The organism is Actinoplanes xinjiangensis, assembly GCF_003148685.1.
Taxonomy (GTDB): Bacteria; Actinomycetota; Actinomycetes; order Mycobacteriales; family Micromonosporaceae; genus Actinoplanes; species Actinoplanes xinjiangensis.
Map to the genome: position 1 here is coordinate 230,765 of NZ_QGGR01000006.1, position 17,703 is coordinate 248,467.

At 72.2% G+C, this 17,703-nt stretch carries 17 protein-coding genes; 8 read left to right on the forward strand and 9 right to left on the reverse strand.

What is annotated here, in order from left to right:
* Window positions 1-221: 221 nt before the first annotated feature.
* Window positions 222-1,157, reverse strand: coding sequence for a hypothetical protein (locus BC793_RS15675; RefSeq protein ID WP_109593247.1), 936 nt, complete (start codon window positions 1,155-1,157; stop codon window positions 222-224).
* 117 nt (window positions 1,158-1,274) lie between these two features.
* Between BC793_RS15675 and sigJ the strand changes: the two genes are divergently transcribed.
* On the forward strand, window positions 1,275-2,198 hold the full coding sequence (sigJ, locus tag BC793_RS15680; RefSeq protein WP_109593248.1) for an RNA polymerase sigma factor SigJ: 924 nt from the start codon (window positions 1,275-1,277) through the stop codon (window positions 2,196-2,198).
* Window positions 2,199-2,273: 75 nt separating this feature from the next.
* Window positions 2,274-3,392: an NAD(P)/FAD-dependent oxidoreductase gene (locus tag BC793_RS15685; protein WP_109593249.1), complete on the forward strand. Its 1,119-nt coding sequence runs from the start codon at window positions 2,274-2,276 to the stop codon at window positions 3,390-3,392.
* Here the strand turns inward: BC793_RS15685 and BC793_RS15690 are convergent.
* Genes BC793_RS15690 through BC793_RS15705 form a run of 4 tightly spaced genes read right to left on the reverse strand, consistent with a single transcriptional unit; the run spans window position 3,367 to window position 6,433 of the window.
* Window positions 3,367-4,230: a class I SAM-dependent methyltransferase gene (locus BC793_RS15690; protein WP_109593250.1), complete on the reverse strand. Its 864-nt coding sequence runs from the start codon at window positions 4,228-4,230 to the stop codon at window positions 3,367-3,369. The genes BC793_RS15685 and BC793_RS15690 overlap by 26 nt on opposite strands.
* 45 nt (window positions 4,231-4,275) lie before the next feature.
* Window positions 4,276-5,202: a PDR/VanB family oxidoreductase gene (locus BC793_RS15695; protein ID WP_109593251.1), complete on the reverse strand. Its 927-nt coding sequence runs from the start codon at window positions 5,200-5,202 to the stop codon at window positions 4,276-4,278.
* A complete protein-coding gene (locus tag BC793_RS15700; RefSeq protein WP_109593252.1) occupies window positions 5,199-5,402 on the reverse strand; it encodes a hypothetical protein in 204 nt (67 codons plus the stop codon). Before BC793_RS15700 ends, BC793_RS15695 begins: the two co-directional genes overlap by 4 nt.
* Window positions 5,399-6,433, reverse strand: coding sequence for an aromatic ring-hydroxylating oxygenase subunit alpha (locus BC793_RS15705; RefSeq protein ID WP_109593253.1), 1,035 nt, complete (start codon window positions 6,431-6,433; stop codon window positions 5,399-5,401). Before BC793_RS15705 ends, BC793_RS15700 begins: the two co-directional genes overlap by 4 nt.
* A 68-nt stretch (window positions 6,434-6,501) precedes the next feature.
* Between BC793_RS15705 and BC793_RS15710 the strand changes: the two genes are divergently transcribed.
* The 3 genes from BC793_RS15710 (at window position 6,502) to BC793_RS15720 (ending at window position 10,378) form a co-directional block, all read left to right on the forward strand.
* Complete coding sequence (locus BC793_RS15710; protein ID WP_109593254.1) at window positions 6,502-7,296, forward strand: IclR family transcriptional regulator; 795 nt, start codon at window positions 6,502-6,504, stop codon at window positions 7,294-7,296.
* A gap of 265 nt (window positions 7,297-7,561) precedes the next feature.
* Window positions 7,562-8,962 (forward strand): sensor domain-containing phosphodiesterase, encoded by a 1,401-nt coding sequence (locus BC793_RS15715; RefSeq protein ID WP_109593255.1) that lies wholly within the window; start codon window positions 7,562-7,564, stop codon window positions 8,960-8,962.
* A gap of 90 nt (window positions 8,963-9,052) precedes the next feature.
* Window positions 9,053-10,378, forward strand: coding sequence for an AI-2E family transporter (locus BC793_RS15720; protein WP_109593256.1), 1,326 nt, complete (start codon window positions 9,053-9,055; stop codon window positions 10,376-10,378).
* A 42-nt stretch (window positions 10,379-10,420) separates the two neighbouring features.
* Here BC793_RS15720 and BC793_RS15725 read toward each other — a convergent pair whose 3' ends face one another.
* Window positions 10,421-10,807, reverse strand: a complete 387-nt coding sequence (locus tag BC793_RS15725; RefSeq protein ID WP_109593257.1) for a tautomerase family protein — start codon at window positions 10,805-10,807, stop codon at window positions 10,421-10,423.
* Between the two features lie 69 nt (window positions 10,808-10,876).
* On the opposite strand from BC793_RS15725, the gene BC793_RS15730 reads away from it, so the two are divergent.
* Window positions 10,877-11,314: a MarR family winged helix-turn-helix transcriptional regulator gene (locus tag BC793_RS15730; RefSeq protein WP_109593258.1), complete on the forward strand. Its 438-nt coding sequence runs from the start codon at window positions 10,877-10,879 to the stop codon at window positions 11,312-11,314.
* On the opposite strand, the gene BC793_RS15735 is transcribed toward BC793_RS15730, so the two are convergent.
* A complete protein-coding gene (locus BC793_RS15735) occupies window positions 11,204-12,208 on the reverse strand; it encodes a LysR family transcriptional regulator (protein WP_109593259.1) in 1,005 nt (334 codons plus the stop codon). The genes BC793_RS15730 and BC793_RS15735 overlap by 111 nt on opposite strands.
* Window positions 12,209-12,308: 100 nt before the next feature.
* On the opposite strand from BC793_RS15735, the gene BC793_RS15740 reads away from it, so the two are divergent.
* Window positions 12,309-13,154 carry an aldo/keto reductase gene (locus BC793_RS15740; RefSeq protein WP_109593260.1) on the forward strand — a complete coding sequence of 282 codons (846 nt, stop codon included), beginning with the start codon at window positions 12,309-12,311 and terminating at the stop codon, window positions 13,152-13,154.
* Between the two features lie 11 nt (window positions 13,155-13,165).
* Window positions 13,166-14,155 carry an L-glyceraldehyde 3-phosphate reductase gene (mgrA, locus tag BC793_RS15745; RefSeq protein WP_109593261.1) on the forward strand — a complete coding sequence of 330 codons (990 nt, stop codon included), beginning with the start codon at window positions 13,166-13,168 and terminating at the stop codon, window positions 14,153-14,155.
* Here the strand turns inward: mgrA and BC793_RS15750 are convergent.
* Window positions 14,129-16,120, reverse strand: a complete 1,992-nt coding sequence (locus tag BC793_RS15750) for an ATP-binding protein (protein ID WP_109593262.1) — start codon at window positions 16,118-16,120, stop codon at window positions 14,129-14,131. The two genes, mgrA and BC793_RS15750, sit on opposite strands and share 27 nt — an antisense overlap.
* Before the next feature lie 36 nt (window positions 16,121-16,156).
* Window positions 16,157-17,662: an arabinosylfuranosidase ArfA gene (arfA, locus tag BC793_RS15755; RefSeq protein WP_109593263.1), complete on the reverse strand. Its 1,506-nt coding sequence runs from the start codon at window positions 17,660-17,662 to the stop codon at window positions 16,157-16,159.
* Between the last annotated feature and the right edge of the window lie 41 nt (window positions 17,663-17,703).

Consider the following 17,703-nt stretch of genomic DNA (forward strand, 5'->3'; position numbering starts at 1 on the left):
TCACCAGCTTGGAAAGGCTCCTGAGCTGCCCTGTCGTGAACGCGGGAGCAGTCAGCTCCACTGTGGATCTTCCTGCTCTACGGGAAGCTTAGCGACCGCCGTGACCGTGGGGGTCGGGTGCCCTCAGCCTCCCGCCAGCCGAGCATGGCGCTGCGCTGTGACCCGGTGACGGACTGTGCGTACGTTGCCGCGCGGCCCGGGCGTGCGGCACCCGCGCCGGGTCATCGGTAGAACAACTCGGTCTCCAGCTCCTCCACCGTCATCGGCCGGGCGGCGCGTACCGCCTGCTCGAGCAGGGCCTCGTCGACCTCCGTGCCCGCCCCGGCCCGGACGACCGTGTCGCCCACCGTGCGGATGTACTCGTGCGCATCGGGACCGCGCCGGTAGCGCAGGCCGCCGCCCCGGTCCTGGCAGCTGATCTGATCCGGCCGCGGTTGCGGCGGCGGCGCCCGGTTCGGCTCCGGGAGCGGCCGATGGAGCGGGTCGGGGCCGCAGTCGGCACCCTGGACGGCGGTGTGCGTGAGGGCGACCTGGATGTTCTGGTGACCCCAGTACCTCACGGTCGTGTGGTCGGTGGCCTCGTAGGCGGTGGAGGTGGTGACCGGAACCGTCATGCGCCGGTATCCCGGGATCTGCGTGGTCCAGACCAGGTCGAGGGGGGCCTGCAGCATCCTCAGTACCCGGTTCCGGTCGTCCTCGGCGTCGTCGTGTCGCGTCTGCTCCCGCACCGCGTGCCAGGCGCCGCCGGTCAGCGCGACGATGGCGACGACGGCGGCCAGCCGGGTCCAGCGGCCGACGAACAGGGCGGCGACGAGGACGTACGGCACGCCGGCGGCCAGCGCCCAGGGCAGCATCTCGCCGTACCTCATGTCGAGGGCGACGGTGACCCGCGCGCCGCCGATCAGGCCGGCCGCCCCGCCGAGGGTCACGGTCACCGCCCACCAGAACCGCCGGGTGGTGCCGGTCCCCGTGCCGGCCAGGAAGATCAGGCCGCCGGCTCCGGCCAGTGTCGCCAGAAGCCCGGCCGCCGCGACGGCGGTGCCCCCGAAGGCCAGGGTCACGAACAGGAAGGCTCCGACCGGCAGGGTCAGGCAGCCGACCACGTAGACCGCGGCGAGCCGGGCCACGATCGGCGCGATGTCGGCAGGGCGATCCACAGGCACAGAGATCCTCTCGTCGGGCGGCCCCCGAGTCTGGCGTACATCGACAAGGGCTGTTGTCCGCCGGGCGCTTCGGGCGGCACACCGCGACCGGCAGGGGTTAGATTCACCGTCATGGTGGTCAGTGCCCGGGATGTCGAGGTGTTCGAGCGGTCCCGTGGCCGCCTGGAGGCGATCGCCTACCGGATGCTCGGCTCGGCCGGTGACGCCGAGGACGCCGTGCAGGACACGTTCCTGCGCTGGCAGGCCGCCGACCGTGAGCGGGTCGAGATCCCGGAGGCGTGGCTGACCCGGGTCCTCACCAACCTGTGCCTCAATCAGCTGACCTCGGCGCGGGCCCGCCGCGAGACGTACGTCGGCCAGTGGCTGCCGGAACCGGTGCTCGCCGGTGACCGGATGCTCGGCCCGGCCGAGACCGCCGAGCAGCGCGACTCCGTGTCGATCGCCGTGCTGACCCTGATGGAGCGGCTCACCCCGAACGAGCGGGCGGTCTACGTGCTGCGGGAGGCGTTCGGCTACCCGCACGCCGAGATCGCCGGCTTCCTCGACCTGACCGAGCCGAACTGTCAGCAGATCCACCGGCGGGCCCGGCAGCACATGGCCGCCGGGCGGGCGCGTACCGGAACGGATGTGGCCGCCGCCCGCCGGATCGCCGAGCAGTTCCTGGCCGCCGCCCTCAGCGGCGAGGTGGAGCCCCTCGTGCGGCTGCTGGCCAGCGACGCGGTCGGCATCACCGACGGTGGCGGCGAGGTTCCGGCGCGCACCACGCCGATCGTCGGCGGGCTCCAGCTGGCGCGGGTGCTGCGCGGCATCCTGCGGCCCGGCGCCGTCGACCGGTTCCTGCCGGAGGGCCCGCTCACCGTGCACGCGGCCGTCGTCAACAGCGGCCCGGCGATCGTGGCGGTCGCCGGTGGCCAGGTCGTCGGCGTCATCTGCCTCGAGGTGGGCGGCGACGGCATCACCGCCCTGAAGATCCAGGGCAGCCCGTCGAAGCTCAGGCGGTTCACCCGCGAGTGGGCCGCCGCCCACACCGAGTGAGCCAGGTCACTGTCAGGGATGCCGTGCCTGCCCGGTTCAGGTGGTGACCCAGCACCGACCCGGCAGGAGCACACCATGAAGCACCGCATCGTCGTCCTCGGCGCCGGATACGCCGGAGCCCACGCCGCCGGCCGCCTGGCCCGCCGCCTGCACCCCGCCGACACCGAGATCACCGTGGTCAACGCCGAACCGCACTTCGTCCAGCGGGTCCGCCTGCACCAGCTCGCGACCGGCCAGCACGTGGCCGGGCGCCCGCTGCGCGAGGTGTTCGCCGGCACCGGCGTCACGCTCCGGCAGGCCCGCGTCGTCGCCGTCGACGCCGAGAACGGCACCGTCACCTGCGAGGACGGCCTCCACCTCGAATTCGACACCCTGGTGTACGCGCTGGGCAGCACCGCCGCCACCGAAGGCCATCACATCGCCGGCGTCGAGGGTGCGCTGAAGGTGCGTGACCGCCTCGGCGAACTGACCGGCGGCGCGACGGTCCTGGTGGTCGGCGGCGGCCTCACCGGCATCGAGGCGGTCACCGAGATCGCCGAGTCCCGCCCCGATCTCGACGTCCGGATCGCCGTCCGCGGGGACTTCGGCGACTGGCTCAGCGACCGCGCCCGCACCCACCTGCACCGGGTCGCCGCCCGTCTCGGCATCACCGTCCACGAGCACACCGACGGTTCCCGGCTCGCTGCGGACCTGACCGTGTGGGCGACCGGTTTCCAGGCACACCCGATCGCCGCCGCGAGCGGTGTCACCGTCACCGACGGCCGGATCGTCGTCGACGAGACCATGCGCTCGGTGTCGCACCCGCACGTGTACGCCGTCGGTGACGCCGGGTTCGCCGCCGGTCCCGGCGACCGGCCGCTGCGCATGGCGTGCGCCACCGGCGGGCCGATGGCCTGGCAGGCCGCCGACGCGATCGCCGCCCGCCTGACCGGCGGCACGGTCCCGGAGAACACCATCCGCTACTTCGCCCAGTGCGTCAGCCTCGGCCGCCGCGACGGCATCATCCAGTTCGTCACCGCCGACGACCGGGCCACGCCGAAGGCGATCATCGGGCGGCCGGCGGCCCGTCTCAAGGAGATCGTCTGCGCCGGTGCGGCCTGGAACATCGCCCACCCGACGCTGCTGCTGCCCACCCGCCGTCGCCGGCTCGCCCCGGCCACCGCGACGGTCACGGGACAGCACTCTCGGGCGTGACGACGGCGGAGGCCAGCAGGGCGGCGGTGGACAGCGAGAGCAGTCCGTCGGCGCCGCGGTGGGCGGCGGTGTGCCGGTCGTACTCGATCCGGATCCGGTCGACGGTGGCGGCGTCCTGGCGCTGCATCACCGCGCCGTGCGCGCCGATCCCGGAGGCCGGGCCGGCCCACCACGATGCGGGGTCGGTGCGGTGGTTCCAGACGACGGTCTCGCAGCCGGCGTCGGTGAGCCCCGCCCGGCCCAGCAGTGCCGTCAGTCCGTCGGCGGTGCGGGGGAAGTCCCTGTCCGGGGCGACGCGCGGCAGGTCGGCGGGTCGTTCGACGCCCGCGGCGTCGAAGATCGTGCCCCAGAGCCGCTGGGCGGGCGGCGGAGGGTACGGCCAGATGGTGACGGCGACATGCCCGCCGGGCCGGACGACGCGCCGCAACTCGCGGACCGCGGCCACCGGGTCGCCGACGTGGTTGATGACGAAGTTGGCCACCGCCACGTCGAAGGCGCCGTCGGCGAACGGCAGCCGGGGCAGCGTGGCCCGGCGGACCTCGGCGCCGGGCACCCGGCGGCGCGCCATCTCCACCATGCTGGGTTCGGCGTCGACGGCGGTGACCCGCGCCCCCCGCGAACAGGCCAGCGCGGCGACCGTGCCGATGCCGGTCCCGACGTCGAGCACCCGGTCCCCGGCGCCGGTCCGCGCGGCGTCCAGCAGCGCGCCGGCGGGATGCGCGCAGAGGGCGGCGTAGCTGCCCGCGAAGGCTGTCGCCCGCCCCGCCCACTGCACCCGCTCGTACTCGTCGAAAGCCGTCGTCTCCACCGGCTCCGGCACCCGTCCGTCCGCAGTCATGATCGACAACGTAGCCGCCGCCTGCCAGTGGCGATCCGCGCGGTCCTACAGGTCGAGGACGAGACGGGGGCCCCGGGAACGGGACACGCAGAGGAACATGGTGTCGTCGGCGGCGCGTTCCTCCGCGGTCAGGAGGGTGTCGCGGTGGTCGACGGCTCCGGCCAGGACCGTCGTCTCGCAGGTCCCGCACGTGCCCTCCCGGCAGGACGACAGCACGCCGACACCGGCCGCCTCGACCACGTCCAGGATCGACCGGCCCGCGGGTACGGTCAGGGTCCGGCCGCTGCGTGCCAGTTCCACCTCGAACGCCTCGTCCGGGCCCTCGGCCGGGGCGGGGGTGAACCGTTCGAGGCGCAGCGGGCGGCCCGGCCATCGTGCGCAGCCCTCCTCGACGGCCCGCAGCATGCCCTCCGGGCCGCAGCAGTAGACGAGCGTGCCCGGCTCGTGCCGGCTGAGCAGGGCGTCCAGGTCGATCCGGCCGCACTCGTCCTCCGGGTGGAGCGTGACCCGCCGGTCGGCGGGCAACTCGTCGCGGAACGGCATGGAGGCGGCGGTCCGGCCCGCGTAGTGCAGCTCCCACGGTGCCTCGGCCGCGGCCAGCATCGGCAGGATCGGGGTGATGCCGATACCGCCGGCGAGGAACAGATAGCGGGGTGCCGGCAGCAGCGGGAAGTGGTTGCGGGGCTCGCCGACCTCGATCAGGTCCCGCTCCGACAGCCGGTCGTGGACATGCTGCGAACCGCCTCGCCCGGGTTCCTCCCGGCGCACCGCGATCCGCCACACCGACCGGTCGGCGGGGTCCCCGCACAGTGAGTACTGCCGGGTCAGCCCGGGAGCGAGGTGGACGTCGACGTGGGCGCCGGGGGACCAGGCGGGTAGTTCACGGCCGTCCGCGCTGCGCAACTCCAGCGCGACGACGCCTTTTGCGACGGGGGTGAGCCGGGTGATCCGTACCATCAGGGTGGTTGTCATCTGAGGTGCGCCGGAGGTCGCGGCAGGGTCGCTGCCTCGTCGGGGGTCGCGGGGCCGCCGGCCGGATGGTCGGGGTGGGCGAGCAGCCACTCCCACATCGCGACCGGCTCGCCGGCCTCGGCCTGCGCACCGCAGTGGCAGCGGCCGCGCAGCCGGTCGTCGCCGGGCAGCCAGGTGACCTGCAACAACTGGCCGCTCACCGGTCGCGCATCCGGGCGATCATGCGGCGCGCGGCCAGGCCGCCGGTGTCGATGTTGATCGACAGTTCCTGGTATCCGTCCGGCTCGCCGGCGATCACCTTCTCCAGGGTGTCGAGCGCGGCGACGTCCTGGAGCACGACGGTGCGGTTGCTCTTGGCGAGATAGTCGCTGACGTCCTCGTCGTCGAGGGCGAAGTCGCGGGCCACCGCCCAGAAGTCGTGGGTGGAACCCTCGGTCTCCGGCGTGATCGCGTAGACCACCTCGACGTGGAACGCGTCCGGGTCGCTGCCGTCCTCGTTCGGCAGCACCCCGGCCGGCGCGATCCGGCTGTGCAGCAGGTAGAGGCACGGTGGCGTGTACTCGATGTCCTGCCAGCGGGTGATCCGCCCGGTGATGCCGGTCGAGTTGGCGTAGAACGGCGGGCAGGCGGCGTCGGCCATGTGCCGCGAGACGTAGACGATGCCGGCCTCCTCGTCGACCTCGGTGGTGATCGGCGTCTCGGCGACCTCGGGCGTACCGATGTAGCCGCCGTGCAGGTACGTCTCGTGCGACAGGTCCAGCAGGTTGTCGACCAGCAGACTCGCCCGGGCGGCGAGCGGTTCCATGCCGGAGACGACGGTCCAGCCCGGCAGGTCCAGCCACGGCGCCCGCGGGATGCGGGTCGTCGCGGCCAGCGCCGGATCGCCGATGAACACCCAGACGAACGAGTCCTGCTCGACGACCGGGTAGCTGCGCAGCCGCGCGGTCCGCGGCACCCGGGACTGCCCGGGGACCGCGACGCACACGCCGTCGGCGCCGTAGGTGAACCCGTGATAACCGCAGACCACGGTGTCGCCGACCAGATGGCTGGGCTTCTCCGACAGCGGGAAACGGCGATGCACGCACCGGTCCGACATGGCGGTCACGGCACCGTCCACGGTGCGCCAGAACAGGATCGATTCACCGCAGACGGTACGTGTGAAGAGTTCCCTGGTCACTTCGCGTGTGTAGGCCGCCACATACCACTGGTCCGGAACGAATGCCGTCGTCATGCCTCGCAGTTTGTGACCTGGGTCGCAGCGGGTCATCCTGGGTTTCCGACATACGGAAGGAGCCGCCGATGGCACGGCGTGCGGCGACCGGCCCCGTCCTGGGGCGTGCCCTGCTGATCCTGGAGGCGTTCGGGCCGCGGCACACCGTTCTCAGCCTTACCGACCTCGCCCGCCGTGCCGGGTTGCCGCTGTCCACCGTCCACCGGCTGGCGGGGGAACTGGTGGCGTGGGGGGCCCTGGAACGCGACGCCACCGGCCGGTACAGCGTGGGCCTGCGCCTGTGGGAGGTCGGCTCGCTGGCCCCGCGCGGTCTCGGGCTTCGCGAACGGGCGCTGCCGTACCTGGAGGACCTGTCGCAGGTGACCCACGAGAACGTGCAGCTGGCGGTACGCGAGGGCGCCGAAGTGGTGTTCGTCGAACGGATCGCCGGCAGCCGCGCGGTGCCGGTGCACACCCGGGTCGGCGGCCGGTTCGCGCTGTCGGCCACCGGTGTCGGGCTGGTGCTGCTCGCCCACGCGCCCCGGGACCTGCAGGAGGAGGTGATCGGCTCGTCGATCGAACGGTTCACCCCGTACACCGTCACCGACCCGAAGGCCCTGCGGCGCATGCTGGCCGACGTGCGGACCAACGGATTCTCGGTCAGCGACCGGCAGGTCACCGAGGACGCCCTGTCGGTGGGCGCCCCGATCCACGACCCGCACGGGATGGTCGTCGCGGCGTTGTCCCTGGTCGTCCGCTACGGCACGGTCTCGCCGCACGCGCTGTCGCCGCTCGTGCGCTCCAGCGCCCGCGCCATCTCCCGGTCCCTCGACGCGGCCGGCAGCGACAGCACGAAACACGCGCCGCCGGACCGCCTGCGGTAGGCGACCGAGCCGCCGTCGGCCACGATCACCGTCCCCACGCTGATCATGCAGGGCGCCGACATCTGGGAGCCGATGCCCACCACGATGAACACGCTGGCCGGGTCGCTTCCCGCCGCCCGCCGGGTGATCTGGCCGGGCCAGTCGCACTTCGCCACGATGGCCGCGCCCGGCTGGTGGCCGACGCGCTGCGGGACTTCTTCAACCGCCCCTGAAATGCCACCCGCGGGATGCTCAGCGACGGGGCGGCGCGGCCGAACGGTGATCCGTGTCGGAACCCGATCGTCCCGTCTCCCCGCACCCGGGAATCGATGTCCCCGGTGATGCGCCCACCCACCGGCTGATCGCCGCCGTCATCGCGGTCCTCGGGGTGAGCATGCTGCTCACGCTGGTGCTGTCGGTGTGGGAATGGGAGGACGTCCTCGTCGACGGCGAGGCCGCCGAGATCGACGAATGGCTGTCCGTCGTCGCGGTCTGCTCACTACCGATGATCACCGCCGTCCTGGTGCGGTTGCTCGCCCTGCACCGGCGCATGCGTACCACCGCCCGGGCCGCGGTGCAGGCCTTCGAGAGCACCGTCCGGACCGTGACCGGATGGGTCTGGCGTACCGACGGCGACCTGCGCGTGACCTATGCCAGCGACGGTGTCACCACGTTGCTGGGCCTCGAGGCGCACCGGGTCGTCGGCGGCAGCCTGGACGCGGTGCTCTCCGATCAGGATCCGGCGGGCCCGGACGTACGGGCACTGGCCGCCTCCGGCACCACGGACTGGCACACGTCCACCCGGCACGCCGACGGCACGGTCCGGCATCTGCGCAGCAACGCCACCCCGCTGCGCGACGGCCGGGGCCGGGTCGTCGGCTATCACGGGTTCAGCACCGACGTCACCACCGAGGTCGAGGCGACCGCCGGGCAGCGCCGTGAGCAGCAACGGCGCGACGCGCTCCGGGCCGGGATCGCCGCCGTGCTGCACGACGAGGGCGCCCTGCGGATCGTCCTGCAGCCCATCGTCGACCTGCACACCCGGCAGCCGGTCGGCGCCGAGGCCCTGTCCCGTTTCGCGGCGGAACCCTATCGGCCGCCGAACGTCTGGTTCGACGAGGCCTGGGCGGCCGGGCTCGGACCCGATCTCGAACTGCACGCGGTCGCCAAGGCTCTCGCCCGTCTCCCGGAACTTCCCACCCACGCCTACCTGTCGGTCAACGTCGCCCCCGACACGCTCGTCGACCCGCGTTTCCTGGACCTGCTCGACGGGCTCGGCGCGGACCTGGCCCGGGTCGTCGTCGAGGTGACCGAACATGCCGTGGTGAGCGATTACGGCGCGCTCACCGAGGTCGCCGACCGGATCCGTCTGCGCGGTGGGCGCCTGGCCGTCGACGACGCCGGTGCCGGGTACGCGACGATGCAGCACATCCTCCAGTTGCGGCCGGACATCATCAAACTCGACCGCAGCATCGTGGGAAACGCCGACGAGGATCCGGCCCGCCGCGCGCTGACGGCGGCGATGGCCGCGTTCGCGAGCTCGCTCGGCACCACGGTCGTCGCCGAGGGTGTGGAGACCGCCGGGGAGATCGACGTGCTGATCGAGGCCGGAGTACGACTCGGTCAGGGTTTCCTCCTCGGCCGCCCGGCGCCCGGGTGGCCCGCGGTACTGGAGCACAGCCACTGATCGGTGGCAGTGATTTCCGCATTCGACGTATGTGCCGGCCTGTGAGAGGGAAGTGAGGAGGCGTAGTCACGTGGCGTAACGAGGAGAATCATGAGCTGGGCGCAGGCGGTTCGCGAGCGGGCCCGTACCACCTTGGCATCGGCGGCCAGCCGGAACGTGCCACCGCCGTTCACGGTCGGGCCGGAACTGCAGGATGCGGCCACCCCGGTGGTCCTGGTGGACCGGCGGCCGACCACCGACGACGTCCTGCCGTCCGGGGTCCGTACGGCGGGCGCCTGGGCGTGGCGGTTCATCCTGTTCGTCGTCGCGACGTACCTCTTCCTGCGCGTGGTGTCCCTGCTGAGTGTCGTGATCATCCCGGTGGCCGTGGCGACCCTGCTGGCGGCGCTCCTCCAGCCGGCCAGCGCGGCGCTGGTGCGGTGGGGGGTCACCCGGTCGCTGGCGGCCGCGCTGGTGCTGGTCGGCGGCCTGGTCGTCGTCTTCGGTGGGCTGGGCCTGATCGTGCGCACGTTCATCTCGCAGCTCGACGACCTGTCGGCGCGGGTCACCGAGGGCATCGACGAGGTGCAGACGTGGCTGTCGCGTGGTCCCCTGCACCTGACCGACGCGCAGTTGAGTCAGTACGTCGATCAGGCCCGCACCGCTCTCTCCGCGAACCAGGGCGCGGTCACCAGCGGGGCGATCAGCACCGCGACCACGCTGGGCGAGGTGGTGGCCGGATTCTTCCTGGTGCTGTTCACCCTTTTCTTCTTCCTGCGTGACGGCGCCAAGATCTGGTCGTTCCTCTGCCGGCTGCTGCCGCGTGAGGCCCAGGTGCCGATGGCGCGGGCCGGTCACTACTCGTGGCACACGCTGGTGTCGTACGTGCACGCCACGGTGCTGGTGGCGTTCGTCGACGCGGTCGGCATCGGGATCGGCCTGGCGGTGCTGCGGGTCCCGCTGGCCCTGCCGCTGGCGGCCCTGGTGTTCCTCGGCGCGTTCATCCCGGTGATCGGCGCGACCCTGACCGGCACCGTCGCGGTGCTGGTCGCCCTGGTCGCGAACGGGCCGGTGACCGCCGTGACGGTGCTGATCATCGTGATCGCGGTCCAGCAGCTGGAGGGCCACGTACTCCAGCCGCTGATCATGGGCCGGGCGGTGGCGCTGCACCCGCTCGCGGTGATCCTGGCGATCGCCGGTGGCATCGTGGTGGCCGGCATCGTCGGCGGCCTGATCGCGGTGCCGCTGCTCGCCGTGCTGAACACCGCGATCCGCTATCTGGTCCGGCATCCGTCGGGCGAACCGACGCCGGACCGCGAACCGCCGGGCACCGAGCCGACCGACGAGGAGCAGGCCGAGCAGCAGGAGCGGGCCGAGGACGCGCAGCGCGCCGCCGACCCGGCGACCCCGCCGCCGGCCAGCACCTCGGTGTCATGACGGCGGCGCCCGGCTGGTCATGATCAGCCGGGCGCCCGGGTGTCATGAGGCGACGACCACCCCGCCGATGCCGGTGCGCCCGGCGACGCCGGCCACCAGCTCGACCGTGACGCCGTCGCGGACGCGTTCGCCGAAGACATCGACGATCGCGTCGGTGACCACGGCGATGAGGCGGGCGATGATCTCGTCGGAGTCGGGCCGGCTGAACGCGGCCTCCTTGATGCCGAACGTGACGCTCGGCGCCGGTGCCTGCGCCGGCGCGCCGCCGATGCCCCACCGGTGGGGCGGCAGCCCGATCAGTTTCACGTCGACGAGTCCGCGAGCCCACTCGCCGTAGACGGTGACGACCGCGTCGGTCAGCCGACGGATGAGTGTCGTCTCACGGCCGGCCAGGTCGCTCTCCAGCACGTGGACGCTGAGGTGTGGCATACCATCCCCCGTGAACAGGTTTGACAACAAAATATCTTTGCAAACAAAGGTATTGGGAGGGATGGGTGGATGTCAACGGACGACACGGTCCGGGAACTGCTCCTGGTGATGCCCCGGATGGTCGGCCGGATCAAACGGCTGCCGCTACCCGACCAGCTGAAGACGCTCGATCTCGCACCCCGGCACCTGTCCTTGCTGTCCCTGCTCCTGCTCGACGGCCCGCAGACGGTCTCGGACCTGGCCGAGGTGCTGGGCGTCGCCCCCACCACGGTCAGCCTGATTGTCAGTGACCTCAGCCGCCGGGGCGTCCTGGTGCGCCACGAGGACGACGCCGACCGCCGCCGCCGGATCATCGACATCAGCCCGGACAGCCGCGACGCCATCGCCCAATGGCTCTCACCCGGCGCCGAGGCCTGGCGCCGCGCCCTGGCCCCCCTGACCCCGGCCGAGCAGCGAACCTTCGTCGACACCCTGCTGCGTTACGAGGAGGCCGTCGCCCGGCGCTGACCCGAGGCTGCGCTGGTCGTGGGGCAGGGCCAGGCGCAGCAGGGCCTCGGTGGCCGGTCCGGCCGGGGTGGTGGCGGGCAGCGCGACCGCCACCCGCCAGTCCGGGACCGGGCCGGTGACCGGAGCCGTGTGCAGGCCCTTCGCCTGCGGTTTGCGGGTCACCGGGGCCGGGACCAGCGCCACCCCGAGGTCCTGGTGCACGAAGTCGAGCAGGGTGTGCACGTCGTTGACCTCGACGGCGACCCGGCGTTCGGTGTCGGCGCGGGCGAAGGCCAGGTCGTTGACGCGGCGGGCGCCCCAGTCGGCGCTGAAGTCGATGAACTCGGCGCCGGCCAGGTCACCGACCGCGACCGTGTCGCTGTCGGCGAGCGCGTGTGCCGGATGGCAGAGCAGCACCATCTTCTCGGCGGCGATCGGCAGCAGGCGTACGCCGTCGGGCGCCGGACCGGGCAGGGCGACGAAACCGGCCTGCAGCACACCCAGCCGGACCTGCTCGATCAGATGCCCGGAGCCGGCGTAGCGCAGCCGGACCTCGACACCCGGGTGGGCCCGCCGGAACGAGGCGACCAGCGGGGCCATGTCGATCACGCCGAGGCACTGTTCGGCCCCGATGGTGAGGCTGCCGCGCAGCAGTCCACGGACGGCGGCGACGGCGTTGCGGGCGGCCGTGGCGCTGGCCAGCGTGCGGTGTGCCTCGGTGAGCAGGGCGCGCCCGGCGTCGGTCAGCTCGACCCGCCGGGTGTGCCGGGTGAAGAGGTCGGCGTCGAGTTCCCGCTCCAGGGCGCGGATCGAGGCGGACAGCCCGGACTGGGCCACCCGCATCCGCTGGGCGGCACGGGTGAAGTGCCGCTCCTCGGCGACCGCCACGAAGTATTCGAGATGCCGCAGTTCCACGACCGATCACCTTAGCTGCTCAATCCGAGCGGTTTCTTCTGTTGGACGCGGCGTGGGCGGGCATACAGGGTGGAGTCGTACACCATTCTCAGGAGGAACCATGCAGAGCCGTCGCATCGGTGACGTGCAGGTCAGCGCGATCGGACTCGGTGGCATGCCGATGTCGATCGAGGGCCGGCCGGACGAGGACCGCTCGATCCGTACCATCCACGCCGCCCTGGACGCCGGCGTGACCCTGATCGACACCGCCGACGCCTACCACATCGGGGCGGACGAGGTCGGCCACAACGAGTCGCTGATCGCCCGGGCGCTCGCCTCCTACGGCGGCGACACGTCCGGTGTGCTCGTCGCCACCAAGGGCGGTCACCTGCGGCCGGGTGACGGCAGCTGGACCATCGACGGCTCGCCGGACTACCTCAGGCAGGCCTGCGAGGCGTCGCTGAAGCGGCTCGGTGCCGACGCCATCGGCCTGTATCAGCATCACCGGCCGGACCCGCGGGTGCCGTACGCGGATTCGATCGGCGCGATCCGGGACCTGCTGGACGCCGGGAAGATCCGGATGGCCGGCATCTCCAACGCGAACCCGGAGCAGATCCGCCAGGCACAGGAGATCCTGGGTGGGCGGCTGGTGTCGGTGCAGAATCAGTTCTCGCCGGCGTTCCGGTCGTCCGAGCCGGAGCTGGAGCTGTGCACGGAGCTGGGCATCGCGTTCCTGCCCTGGTCGCCGCTGGGTGGCATCCGGGCGGCCGGTGAGCTGGGCGGCGCGTTCGCGCAGGTCGCCGAGCGGTACGGGGTGAGCCCGCAGCGGGTGTGCCTGGCCTGGCACCTGGCGAAGTCGCCGGTGTCGATCCCGATCCCCGGCGCGAGCCGCCCGGAGACGATCACCGACTCGACCGCCGCCGACACGCTGCACCTGACCGCCGACGACCTGGCCGAACTCCCGTAAAGAGGTACGACATGGAATACCGCCGTAGCGGGCGCAGCGGTCTGCAGCTGCCCGCCGTCTCCCTCGGCCTGTGGCACAACTTCGGCGACGACAAGCCGGCGGCCACCCAGCGGGCGATCCTGCGCCGGGCGTTCGATCTGGGCATCACCCATTTCGATCTGGCGAACAACTACGGCCCGCCGTACGGGTCGGCGGAGGAGAACTTCGGCCGGTTCCTGGCCACCGACTTCCGGCAGCACCGCGACGAGCTGGTGATCTCGACGAAGGCCGGTTACGACATGTGGCCCGGGCCGTACGGCAACGGGGGTTCCCGCAAGTATCTGACCGCCTCGCTGGACCAGTCGCTGAAGCGGATGGGTGTGGACTACGTCGACATCTTCTACTCGCACCGCCTGGATCCCGGGACGCCGCTGGAAGAGACGATGGGCGCGCTGGACGCCGCGGTGCGGGCGGGTAAGGCGCTGTACGTCGGCATCTCGTCCTACTCGCCGGAACGGACCGCCGAGGCCGCGACGATCCTGCGTGACCTGGGCACCCCGCTGCTGATCCATCAGCCGTCCTACTCGATGCTGAACCGCTGGATCGAGGGCGGGCTGCTGGACACGCTCGAACAGGTGGGTGCCGGCTGCATCGCGTTCTCCCCGCTGGCGCAGGGCATGCTCACCGACCGGTATCTGACCGGTGTGCCGGAGGACTCGCGGGCGTCGGCGGACAAGTCGCTGAGCACCGACCTGCTCAGCCCGGAGAACCTGGACAAGATCCGGGCGCTGAACGTGATCGCCGAACGGCGTGGCCAGAGCCTGGCGCAGCTGGCGATCGCCTGGGTGCTGCGGGACCCGCGGATGACCTCCACGGTCCTGGGGGCCAGCAGTGTCGCCCAACTGGAGAGCAACGTCGCGGCCCTGGACGGTCTCTCGTTCACCGCCGACGAGCTGGCCGAGATCGACAAGTACGCCACCGAGTCGGGCATCAACCTATGGGCGGACTCCAGTGACCAGTGAGAGCGACGGCAGCGTGAAGGTGAAGCGGGAGCCGCCACCGGGTTCGTCGTCGGCGGTGATGGTGCCGCCGTGTCGTTCCACGATGCGCCGGCAGATCGTCAGTCCCAGCCCGGTGCCCAGGTAGCCGCCGTCGACGTGGGCCCGGTGGAAGTTGCCGAAGATCGCCTCGTGCTGGCCCGCGGGGATGCCGATGCCGTTGTCCACGATCCGTACGGCGACCATCGTCTCGTCCTGCTCCGCGGTGATCCGCAGCGCCGGTAGCACGCCGCGGGCGGTGTACTTGACGGCGTTGCCGATCAGGTTGTCCACCAGCTGCCGGACGAGTACCGGGTCGGCCAGGACCGAGGGGAGGGGGCCGATGGTGAAGCGGGGTACCGGCGCACCGGAGGCCACCGCCGCGTCCGCGCGGGCGAGGGCGATCTCGGCGACCACCTCGGCCAGGTCGACCGGTGCCGGGTCGACCGTCGCCTCCCGTGCGGTGGCGTAGGACAGCAGGCCGTCGATCAGGCCACGCATCCGGGCCGAGGACCGGGCCACCCGGGTCAGGTCGGCGTACGCCTCGCCCACGCTCGGATGGTCCGGCGCGTCCGCCAGCGACTCCATCGCCGCCATCGTCCATCCGTCCACGCTGCTCAGCGGGTTGATCAGGTCGTGTGCCACCACCCCGGCGAAGCTGGTCAGCTCGTCGCGGTGGCGGCGTTCGGCGGTCACGTCGTGGAAGAGCACCACCGCGCTGTCGGCGCAGTCGGGGTGTGGCAGCGGGGTGGCGGTCACCCGGACGACCCGGTCCTCCGGCCCGTCCGGGGGGTGGACCACCAGGTCGGTGCTGGGTACGTCCGCACCGGCCAGCACCCGCAGCAGGGCCAGGTCGGCCTCGGCGAGCAGCCCCTCGGCGGCCGGGTTGCGCAGGGTCACCCGGTTGTCCGGGCCGATCACCGCGAGTCCGTCGGCCATCGAGTCGATGATCGCGGTGAGCAGCCCGGCGTGGTGTTTGACCTGCTCCTTCTCCTGGGCCAGGGCGGTCAGCAGCGCCTGCCGTTCCTCCCGTGCCAGGGCCAGGGCCAGACCGACCACGGCGACCAGGGTGACGAAGAGCTGCACCAGGACGGCGCGGAACGGGGCGTCGTCGACGGTGGCGAACGGTCCGTACCCGGTCAGCGTGTACCGCAGGGCGAGGACACCGACCACCAGGTTGTGCAGGAGCACCCACGGGGTGCTGAGCCGGGCGCCGACCAGGACGGTGATGGCGAGCAGGGCGAACGAGACCGGGAAGCGCTGCTCGTAGGCGAAGACGGCCAGGTGCCCGGCGATGCTGAGGGCGCCGATCCCGGCGATCTCGGCGATCCGGCGGGGTGCGACGGCGGCCGGCCGCCGGGCGGCGGGCCACCGGCTGAGGGCGGCGCCCGCACAGATTCCGGCCGATCCGAGGACCAGGATGCTGGCGGTGTGCCGGGCCACCGACATGGTCGTGACGACGACCGGCAGGGAACCGGTGACCAGCCAGCGGCCCACCAGGCTGACGGCGCTGGCCACGAGGGTCGCGGCGACGCCGGCCCGCAGCAGCGCCCACAGATCCCGCGGGGTGCGCAGCGGTGCGCTGCCGCCGGCGCCCCACAGGTGGGGACTCCAGCGGTGCAGCAGCCGCACGAAGACCAGGGCCTGGACCAGCCCGACCACCCCGGCGACGACACCGACCGCCGGGCTGGTGCCGGTCCACCAGTTGACCGTCCCGAGGATCACCGCCAGCAGCACCATGTCGAGGCGCCGGGTGGGCGCCGTGCGGTGCGCGCAGAACCAGACCACGGCGACGCCGGCGGCCGGCCAGGCCAGGTTGTGGTTGCCGACCAGGACGAGGCGCCGCCCCGCATAGCAGGCGGCGGCGTAGACGAGGGCGAAGCACACGGTCCGGGCCAGGGAGCTCCGGTAGCCAGCCTTCACGGCTTCCTCCCGCTGGACGGTCGACATCTCCCCATCGGCCGGTTCCCGCGGCGGCTGAGACCATCAGGCCACGCTGATCGCCGTCCAGGAGACCGGGGGCAGCGTGACGGTCAGGACGCCGCCGGTGAGCGCGGCGGTGTCGTTGGCCCGCGGGACGACCCGGGCCGGGTCGTCGCGGGTGTTGGCGGCGTACGGATCGTCGTCCCAGATGCCGGTCGCGGTCGCCGACGAGAGGGCGGGGAAGCCGCTCAGGTCCACGGTCACGGTCGCCGGTGTGGTGGTGTCGCGGTTCTGGAGGAACAGCTGGACCGTGCCGTCCTCGGTGGTGGCGGCCGCGGCCACCGCCGGCACGTCGCCGTACCGGGCGGTCGGGACGGTGTCCGCGTCGAGGGTGACCTTGAGGGCCGTACCCCTGGCTGCCTTGGACGTCAGGGCGAAGGGATGAAAGGTGGTCTGGCGCCAGGCGGGGCCGCCGGGCTCGGTCATGATCGGGGCGATGACGTTGACCAGCTGTGCCAGCGACGCCGAGGTGACCCGGTCGGCGTGGTTGAGCAGGCTGATGAGCAGCCCGCCGACGGTGACCGCGTCGGCGACCGTGTAGACGTCCTCCAGCAGGCGCGGTGCCACCGGCCAGTCGTCGATCGCGAAGGTGCCCTCCTGCTCGTTCCAGCGGGTGAAGTACCAGACGTTCCACTCGTCGAACGAGATGTCGATGCGCTTGTCCGAGCGTTTCACGGCCCGCACGTGGTCGATGGTGGCCACGACCGCGTCGATGAAGGCGTCCATGTCGGTGCCGGAGGCGAGGAAACCGGCCAGGTCACCGTCGTGTTCCTGGTAGTAGGCGTGGCAGGAGATGTAGTCGACGTCGTCCCAGGTGTGTTCCAGCACAGTGCGTTCCCAGGTGCCGAAGGTCGGCATGTCCCGGTTCGACGAACCGCACACCACCAGCGTCAGCCGGGTGTCGACCAGTCGCATCGCCTTCGCGACCTGGGAGGCGAGCCTGCCGTAGTCGTCGGCGCTGCGGTGACCGACCTGCCACGGGCCGTCCATCTCGTTGCCCAGGCACCACATCGTCACCCCGAACGGCTCCTCCCGGCCGTTGGCGCGGCGCTGGTCGCTGCGGGTGGTCCCGGACGGCACGTTGGCGTACTCGAGCAGGTCGACGGCCTCCTTCACCCCGCGGGTGCCGAGGTTGACGGCCAGCATCAGCTCGCTGCCGACCAGGTCCAGCCAGTCGTGGAACTCGTGCAGGCCGACCCGGTTGGTCTCGGTGGAGTGCCACGCCAGGTCGAGGCGCCGGGGCCGCCCGTCGACCGGCCCGACACCGTCCTCCCACTGATAGCCGGAGACGAAGTTGCCGCCCGGATAGCGGATCGTGGTGACGCCCAGCTCCTTGACCAGCTCGATCACATCGCGCCGGAACCCGTCCGGGCCGGCCGTGGGGTGGCCCGGTTCGTGGATGCCGTCGTAGACGTGCCGGCCCAGATGCTCGACGAAGCCACCGAACAGCCGCCGGTCGATCGGGCCGACCGGGAACGCCGGGTGCAGTGTGAGATGGGCGCGCGTCACGTGGGAACTCCTTCACGTCGGGCGGTGATCGAGAAAGACTA

Bases quoted from the DNA above. Each gene is read 5' to 3' on its own strand.
- BC793_RS15750 (WP_109593262.1), bottom strand. From the start codon at position 16,120: ATGTCGACCGTCCAGCGGGAGGAAGCCGTGAAGGCTGGCTACCGGAGC.
- BC793_RS15740 (WP_109593260.1), top strand. From the start codon at position 12,309: ATGCAGAGCCGTCGCATCGGTGACGTGCAGGTCAGCGCGATCGGACTC.
- BC793_RS15695 (WP_109593251.1), bottom strand. From the start codon at position 5,202: ATGACAACCACCCTGATGGTACGGATCACCCGGCTCACCCCCGTCGCA.
- BC793_RS15730 (WP_109593258.1), top strand. From the start codon at position 10,877: ATGTCAACGGACGACACGGTCCGGGAACTGCTCCTGGTGATGCCCCGG.
- BC793_RS15725 (WP_109593257.1), bottom strand. From the start codon at position 10,807: ATGCCACACCTCAGCGTCCACGTGCTGGAGAGCGACCTGGCCGGCCGT.
- mgrA (WP_109593261.1), top strand. From the start codon at position 13,166: ATGGAATACCGCCGTAGCGGGCGCAGCGGTCTGCAGCTGCCCGCCGTC.
- BC793_RS15690 (WP_109593250.1), bottom strand. From the start codon at position 4,230: ATGACTGCGGACGGACGGGTGCCGGAGCCGGTGGAGACGACGGCTTTC.
- BC793_RS15720 (WP_109593256.1), top strand. From the start codon at position 9,053: ATGAGCTGGGCGCAGGCGGTTCGCGAGCGGGCCCGTACCACCTTGGCA.
- BC793_RS15705 (WP_109593253.1), bottom strand. From the start codon at position 6,433: ATGACGACGGCATTCGTTCCGGACCAGTGGTATGTGGCGGCCTACACA.
- sigJ (WP_109593248.1), top strand. From the start codon at position 1,275: ATGGTGGTCAGTGCCCGGGATGTCGAGGTGTTCGAGCGGTCCCGTGGC.
- BC793_RS15710 (WP_109593254.1), top strand. From the start codon at position 6,502: ATGGCACGGCGTGCGGCGACCGGCCCCGTCCTGGGGCGTGCCCTGCTG.
- BC793_RS15685 (WP_109593249.1), top strand. From the start codon at position 2,274: ATGAAGCACCGCATCGTCGTCCTCGGCGCCGGATACGCCGGAGCCCAC.